The sequence below is a fragment of the Cuspidothrix issatschenkoi CHARLIE-1 genome (genome assembly GCF_002934005.1).
Lineage (GTDB): Bacteria > Cyanobacteriota > Cyanobacteriia > Cyanobacteriales > Nostocaceae > Cuspidothrix > Cuspidothrix issatschenkoi.
The window spans coordinates 1-8096 of sequence record NZ_PGEM01000171.1; the positions used below are offsets into that span (position 1 = coordinate 1).

General features: G+C 42.9%; 4 protein-coding genes. 1 reads left to right on the forward strand and 3 read right to left on the reverse strand.

Annotated elements, in window-relative coordinates; translation table 11 throughout:
* Positions 1-36: 36 nt before the first annotated feature.
* The 3 genes from CUN59_RS18975 to psaA all read right to left on the reverse strand — a co-directional run bounded on the left by CUN59_RS18975 (position 37) and on the right by psaA (position 6334).
* Positions 37-1446 carry a CIA30 family protein gene (locus CUN59_RS18975; protein WP_243406994.1) on the reverse strand — a complete coding sequence of 470 codons (1410 nt, stop codon included), beginning with the start codon at positions 1444-1446 and terminating at the stop codon, positions 37-39.
* Between the two features lie 279 nt (positions 1447-1725).
* A complete protein-coding gene (gene psaB, locus CUN59_RS18980; protein ID WP_104389305.1) occupies positions 1726-3957 on the reverse strand; it encodes a photosystem I core protein PsaB in 2232 nt (743 codons plus the stop codon).
* Positions 3958-4078: 121 nt separating this feature from the next.
* Positions 4079-6334, reverse strand: coding sequence for a photosystem I core protein PsaA (gene psaA, locus CUN59_RS18985; protein WP_104389306.1), 2256 nt, complete (start codon positions 6332-6334; stop codon positions 4079-4081).
* Between the two features lie 543 nt (positions 6335-6877).
* On the opposite strand from psaA, the gene CUN59_RS18990 reads away from it, so the two are divergent.
* On the forward strand, positions 6878-8096 hold a 1219-nt coding region (locus CUN59_RS18990; protein WP_104389307.1), incomplete at its 3' end, for a hypothetical protein.

Consider the following 8096-nt stretch of genomic DNA (forward strand, 5'->3'; position numbering starts at 1 on the left):
GTTAAGAACTCAGTCCAACTAGGCTTTTACAAGCCCTCACTTACCCGAAGGGAAGTGATGGGTGGTTGACTTATCAGATTGTAAAGCAGAAAATAGATTCTTCCAATTGGGATTATTAGCAGTTACTTCAGTTTCTTTCACTTCAAAAGTTAAAAAACTTGCTTTTGGTTCTTTAATTGCTTGTACACAAATTTCTGCCACATCATCGCGGCTAATTTTCCCCCTAATATTATCACCTTGTTCAAAGATTAATTCTTTTCCTCCTGCTGTTTCTGTCAAAGCACAAGGTCTAATAATTGTATAGAGAATTCCACTTGCTTTGATACTTTCTTCTCCTCGCAACTTCCAAGTTAAAATTCCTCCCAATTGGTCATTTAATCTTACTGCTGGTGGTTCTTCATCTAAATTAATTCCTGGTCTTCCTGGACGAGTTACCCCAGCAGAACTGATGAATACAAATTGAGGTAAAGCTTCCCCACCATAAGCTTGAATTGATGCCACTTCCAGCGCAAACATACCCGCAGAAAATTTAGGATTTAAAGCACCATCATATTCAAACTTACTCAACATCAGTTGCAAAGAACAAACTTTACTAATATCTATTAGTGGACAATCTTTAACAACTTTGGCACGAAATACGGGAATTAAATCTGCAAAAGGAATCTGAATATCTAGCCAATTATTAGCGACAGTATCGAAAGAATAGCTATAAGCAACCCCGTCCCAAGTTGACTCTGTGCGTAAAAATATTTTATAACGTTGTCCGTCACCTTTAACTCGTAACTTTACACCTTGATAACCTGATAAATTAATAGCTGGTGAAAAATTCTTAGTTCTAACGGAAGCAAAACCTCCAGAATTAGCAGTGGAAACATTACCCGTGAATATGGCTGTATTTTCCCTAATTTGGAAACTACTTGCACTCACACCACCCATCACCACATCATCTAAAGCACCCCAGATATTTTTAATTTCCTCCGATGGTTTTGTAAAATCAAAAATAGGTTTTTCACCCACAGCAACCAGATATTTTGTAGCTGCTGCAACTAAATTTTTGACACCTTGATATTCAACATTTTCAGGTGTATCTCCCACAATTTCCGGTAGATAAAATTTCACACCTTGATTATATTTTGCTCTATCTGGTGTATCTCCTTCAACTGGTTGAACACGCACTGCTGTACAACAAATAACAGCTTGAATATTAGCCATGACTAAATTAGTCAAAGTTTCTGGTTTCGTAATATCTCCAACTACTAAATTAATATCATCCCCTAAAATTGGCTTTGCTTTTTCAATATCTCGAACTAAACAGCGCACACTATACCCCTGTGCTACCAATTTTTTCACAACTCTTTTACCTACACCACCCGTCGCACCAGCTACCAAAATTACACCCATATTACTTCCTGGTTTTGATATATCTTTATTATCTTTTGGACGCATCCATTCAGGATGCTCTAAGACTCAAAGCAACTCCGAAATTTTCAGCAGCGTTAATTGTTTTCGCTCATCTAACTGTTGATAACCGCTTTTTTTCTCTCCTACCCCTACTTATTGAGCAGATACTTTTTTACAAAACTTGATTTTTGTTCTTCATTGAAATTCTAGCAAATCTATTCTTGCTTACATCAGAAAATTCAAAAAACTGAAGAATTCCATCAAAAATCCCCCACCTTGCGGCAGGGGATTTTTTTGTTACTTATCTAAAACCAGCAGTCAAGATCAACCAAACTTACCAGCAGTAGAAGCAATGAGGAACGCTGCGTAGGTGACGATGTAGCCAACAGTGAAGTGAGCCAAACCAACCACACGAGCTTGAACGATGGAGAGAGCAACGGGCTTATCTTTCCAGCGAACTAAGTTAGCTAGAGGAGTACGTTCGTGGGCCCAAACCAAGGTTTCAATCAACTCTTGCCAGTATCCTCTCCAAGAGATGAGGAACATGAAACCGGTTGCCCAGACTAGGTGTCCAAAGAGGAACATCCAAGCCCAAACAGACAGGTTGTTCATGCCGTAGGGGTTGTAACCGTTGATCAACTGAGCAGAGTTAGCCCAAAGGTAGTCACGGAACCAACCCATCAGGTAGGTAGAGTTTTCGTTGAACTGAGCAACGTTACCTTGCCAAATACCCAGGTGTTTCCAGTGCCAGTAGAATGTTACCCAACCGATGGTGTTTAACATCCAGAACATAGACAGATAGAAAGCATCCCAAGCGGAGATGTCGCAAGTACCGCCACGGCCAGGACCGTCGCAGGGGAACGCATAACCGAAGTCCTTTTTATCAGGCATCAGTTTAGAACCACGAGCATCCAAAGCACCCTTAACAAGTACCAAGGTGGTGGTATGGATAGCCAAAGCAAAGGCGTGGTGAACTAAGAAGTCACCAGGTCCAATTGTCAAGAACAAGGAATTTGTTCCTGAGTTGATAGCATCTAACCAGCCAGTTAACCAAACGTTACCAGCATTGGGGTAAGCGGTGTAAGCAATACTGTCGGGGTTAGACAACAGTACATTCAAGCCATACAGAGCTTTACCTTGAGCAGCTTGGATGAATTGAGCAAATACTGGCTCGATGAGGATTTGTTTTTCAGGAGTACCGAAGGCAACAACTACGTCGTTGTGAACGTATAAACCTAATGTGTGGAAACCTAAGAAGAGAGATACCCAGCTAAGGTGGGAGATGATCGCTTCTTTGTGTTGTAACATCCGGTCAAGAACGTTACCTTTATTTTGTTCGGGATCGTAGTCACGAACCCAGAAAATTGCTGCGTGAGCAAAAGCACCAACCATCAAGAAACCAGCAATGTATTGGTGGTGGGTGTACAGCGCTGCCTGTGTAGTGTAATCCTTAGCGATGAACGCATAAGGAGGCAGAGCGTACATATGCTGCGCTACCAAGGAACAGATAGTTCCCAAAGATGCCAAAGCTAATGACAACTGGAAGTGCAGGGAGTTGTTGATGGTGTCGTAAAGACCTTGGTGGGGCAGGTTGAACTGACCTTCGCTCTTGCTACCGGGAATTAAACCGGATTTGGAGTTCAGCATTTCTTTGATGCTGTGACCAATTCCGAAGTTAGTCCGGTACATATGACCAGCGATGATGAACAGAACAGCGATCGCCAAGTGGTGGTGAGCCATATCGGTCAACCACAAGGATTCTGTTTGGGGGTGGAAACCGCCCAAGAAGGTGAGAATCGCAGTCCCAGCACCGGTGGAAGTTCCGAAGAGATGACCAGCGGTGTCAGGGTTCTGAGCATAAACGCCCCAGTTGCCTGTGAAGAATGGGGTTAAACCTTCTGGATGGGGAGCTACAGTCAAGAAGTTATCCCAACCTACGTGGATACCACGAGATTCAGGAATAGCAACGTGAACCAAGTGACCAGTCCAAGCTAAGGAGCTAACACCGAACAAACCAGCCAAGTGGTGATTCAAACGGGGTTCAGCACTCTTAAACCAAGAGAGACTAGGACGGAACTTGGGTTGTAAATGTAGCCAACCAGCAAATAAGAACAATGCAGACAACAAGAGCAAACCAACTGAACCAGTATATAGTTCAGTGTTAGTCCGCATGCCGATGGTGTACCACCAGTGATAAACACCGGAGTAAGCAATGTTTACAGGGTTGCTTGCACCAGCTTGGGTGAAAGCGTCAATTGCAGCTTCACCGAAGTGAGGATCCCAAATTGCATGGGCAATAGGACGGACGTGAAGGGGATCTTTGATCCACTGTTCAAAGTTACCTTGCCAGGCTACGTGAAACAGGAGGCTGGATGCCCACAGGAAGATAATTGCCAAGTGGCCGAAGTGCGTAGCGAAAATCTTTTGGTAAAGATTCTCTTCCGTCATGCCATCGTGGCTTTCAAAGTCATTGCCTGTAGCGATCGCATACCAAATCCGACGAGTAGTCGGGTCCTGTGCGAGATCCTGGCTAAATTTTGGAAATTTTGTTGCCATAGGTGTGATATGTCCTCTGACCTTTAGCCATCAAGTGTCAGCAAAATTTTAGATTCTAGATTTTGGATTTTGGATTAAATCTAAAATCTTTAGCATCCAAAACCCAAAATTCTACTGATTTTTATCCTACTGAAAGGATGTGTGCATGGAAGAATGCCCAAGTGGTGGCAATTCCTCCTAATAGGTAGTGAGCCACACCTACAGCCCGACCTTGAGTGATGCTCAGTGCGCGAGGCTGAATTGTTGGGGCTACTTTCAGTTTATTATGCGCCCATACAATGGACTCAATTAGTTCTTGCCAGTATCCACGACCACTGAACAGGAACATTAAGCTGAACGCCCAAACAAAGTGAGCGCCTAAGAACATTAATCCATAAGCAGACAATTCGCTGCCGTAGGAGTTAATTACTTGTGTAGCTTGCGCCCACAAGAAGTCACGTAACCAACCGTTGATGGTGATAGCACTTTCTGCAAAGTTGCCGGCAGTAATGTGATTTACTGTTCCATCTTCTATTGTTCCCCAAACATCAGATTGCATCTTCCAGCTAAAGTGGAAAATTACAATTGAGAGGGAGTTATACATCCAGAAGAGTCCTAGGAAGATATGATCCCAACCAGACACTTGGCAAGTACCACCACGACCTGGACCATCGCAAGGGAATCTAAAGCCGAGGTTAGCTTTGTCTGGAATCAGACGAGAGCTACGGGCATACAATACACCTTTGAGCAGGATGAGAACAGTAACGTGAATGGTGAAAGCGTGGATGTGGTGAACCATGAAGTCCGCTGTACCCAAGGCAATGGGCATCATTGCGACCTTACCACCTACAGCAACAATTCCGCCACCAAAAGCATGACTAACAACTTCTAAAGCGTTAGGTGCTGTGTTGCCGGGAGCTAGGGAGTGCAAGCTTTGTACCCATTGAGCAAACACTGGTTGCAGTTTAATTGCTGCGTCGGAGAACATATCTTGGGGACGACCCAAGGCACGCATGGTGTCATTGTGGATGTACAAACCAAAGCTGTGGAAGCCAAGGAAGATACAAACCCAGTTCAGGTGAGAGATGATAGCGTCACGGTGGCGAATCACCCGATCTAATACGTTGTTTTGGTTCACAACGGGATCATAGTCACGCACCATGAAGATTGCCGCGTGAGCAGCGCCACCTACAATCAAGAATCCACCGATCCAAATATGGTGAGTGAAGATACACAACTGTGTAGCGTAGTCAGTTGCCAAATAAGGATAGGGAGGCATCGCGTACATGTGATGCGCGATGATGATTGTTAAGGAACCCAAGAAAGCTAGGTTAGTAGCTAATTGAGCGTGCCAAGAGGTGGTCATGTTTTCATAAAGACCTTTGTGACCTTCGCCAGTGAAAGGACCTTTATGGGCTTCGAGAATATCTTTAATACTATGACCGATACCCCAGTTGGTACGGTACATATGACCAGCAATGATGAACAGTACAGCGATCGCTAGGTGGTGATGAGAAATATCAGTCATCCACAACCCGCCTGTAACTGGGTTTAAACCACCCTTAAAGGTGAGGATATCAGCGTAAGCTCCCCAATTTAAGGTGAAGAAAGGTGTTAAACCACTAGCAAAGCCGGGATATAATTCAGCCATTTTTGCTGTATCAAACAGCAATTCATGGGGCAGAGGGATGTCTTTAGCGGCTACACCAGCATCTAACAGTTTGTTGATTGGTGCAGACACATGGATTAAATGACCAGCCCATCCCAAAGAACCACAGCCTAGCAATACTGATAAGTGATGATTCAGCATTGATTCCACATTCTGGAACCATTCCAGTTTGGGAGCGCGTTTGTGGTAGTGGAACCAGCCAGCAAACAAGAACAAACCTGCTAATACCAAGCCGCCAATTGCAGTTACATATAGCTGGAAGGAGCTAGTGATACCCCAGCCACGCCATACTTGGAACAAGCCAGAGGTGATTTGAATGCCGCGGAAACCGCCGCCCATATCACCATTTAAAATGTCTTGACCAACAATAGACCAAACTGTCTGAGCACTGGGCTTGACTCCCAATGGATCTGCCAACCAGGCTTCGTAGTTAGAGAACTTAGCGCCGTGGAATAACATTCCGCTCAACCAGATTGCTACCACAGCCAAGTGGCCGAAGTGAGCAGCGAATATCTTGCGGGAAATGTCTTCTAGATCGCTTGTATGTGTATCAAAATCGTGGGCGAGGGCATGGAGATTCCAAATCCAAGTGGTGGTTTTGGGGCCTCTGGATAATGATCTGTCGAAATGTCCTGGCTTGGCCCATTTTTCAAATGAGGTAGGAACCGGGTCATTGTCAACAATCACTCTTGCTTTTTTTTCCTCTCGCTCCGGAGGACTAATCGTCATTCGACCTCCTCTCTATGAAGGAATGGGGACTCATGAATACCACCTAGAGTTACAGAACCGCAGTTTTCAGATTTCTCGGATAACAGCGTTGAACTTGCCGTGTGGAAAATAAAAGTTGTTTCTGTTGAATTATAGAGTGTGAACTTGCATATTGTTAGACACATTTTAACAATAATTTAAAATCCCCCAATTTATTGTCTGATCTTGCTTGCAAGTTCCGCTCATTGTCCAAAAGTCAAGAGATTCTTCATTTAATTTACAAAGAACAACAATTTGTAAAACTTATAGTTAATACTTAAAGTGGCTCAAAGTCTTTTTAAATCGTTGTTTTTAGCTAATTTTTTGTCGCTGAGAGCAAATTTTTGGACTGTAATTAGGTCAAAAAAATTACTTGATTTTTATTTTAATTGCATAAAAATCAGTGGATTTATAACTTTAGGATCACTTTAGGGGTAGATTTATACTTTTAGTTCCTAGTCCTTGGGTGGTAATTTGCGCGAAAATGATCTCGTGAATTGTTAAAAACTGTTACAGAATAAAAACATGAATACTAACTGTAGAAAATTTTTTGAGCGGCTTTTTTCTTATAAATTCCCTATTATTAAATGGGTAGTCGCGTTAAGTCTAGCCATGATATTAAGTAGTTGCGTCGAAACAGCAACTAGCAAAGAAATATCTATTAATCCCTTTGTCAAACCTCTGCCAGCTTCGGAAATTTCTGGAACATTTTCCGAAACTGCATCACCAGATGTAATAAAGGCATTGCGTCCTAGTTTGGAAGGATATCAACCCCAAGTAACTATTATCAGTCCCCAACCAGATGAAGTTCTGCAAGACAATAGGGTTGCAGTTAGCTTGCAAGTTCAGGACTTACCGATATTTAAAGACCCAAAATGGCAGTTAGGTCCCCATTTACACTTAATTTTGGATAATCAACCTTATCAGGCTGTCTATGACTTCTATGACTTAAATCAGCCTTTGGTATTCTCAGACTTAACCCCTGGTACGCATACTATCCGGGTTTTTGCTTCCCGTCCCTGGCATGAAAGTTTCAAAAATGAAGGTGCTTATGCCCAAACTACATTTCATGTATTGACGAAAACCGAAGATAATAACCCTGATCCTAAATTACCTTTACTTACCTATAGTCGTCCTAATGGTGCTTATGGTGCAGAACCAATTATGTTGGACTTTTACCTAACTAACGCACCATTACATAGTGTGGCTGACACTAACCCAGAAGATACCATGAGCAATTGGCGCATTCGTAGCACAGTGAATGGTGAAAGCTTTATTCTGGATCGTTGGCAAACTATCTATCTCAAAGGGTTTAAACCTGGCAAAACCTGGATAAAATTGGAATTTCTGGATAATCAAGGGCAACCTGTCAAAAATGCCTTCAATACAACTATCAGATTAATCAATTATCAGCCTAATGGCCAAGATACTTTGTCAAAAATTGTCAGAGGAGAATTAACGGCAGATGAAGTACGTAGCATTGTAGAACCAAATTATACATCCAAGATTCCGGTTACAGAACCAACGCCCACACCCAGTCCCAAGGTAGAAGCAACTCCAGCACCAAAGGTAGAAAAATTACCAATTCCTGAAACTACACCCAGTCCCAAGGTAGAAGTAACTCCAGCACCAAAGGTAGAAACACAACCTCTTCCTGAATTGATACCAACACCCCAAGCTGAAGTAACAGAAACAAAGGTAGAAACACAACCTCTTCCTGAAGTGATACCAACACCCCAAGCTG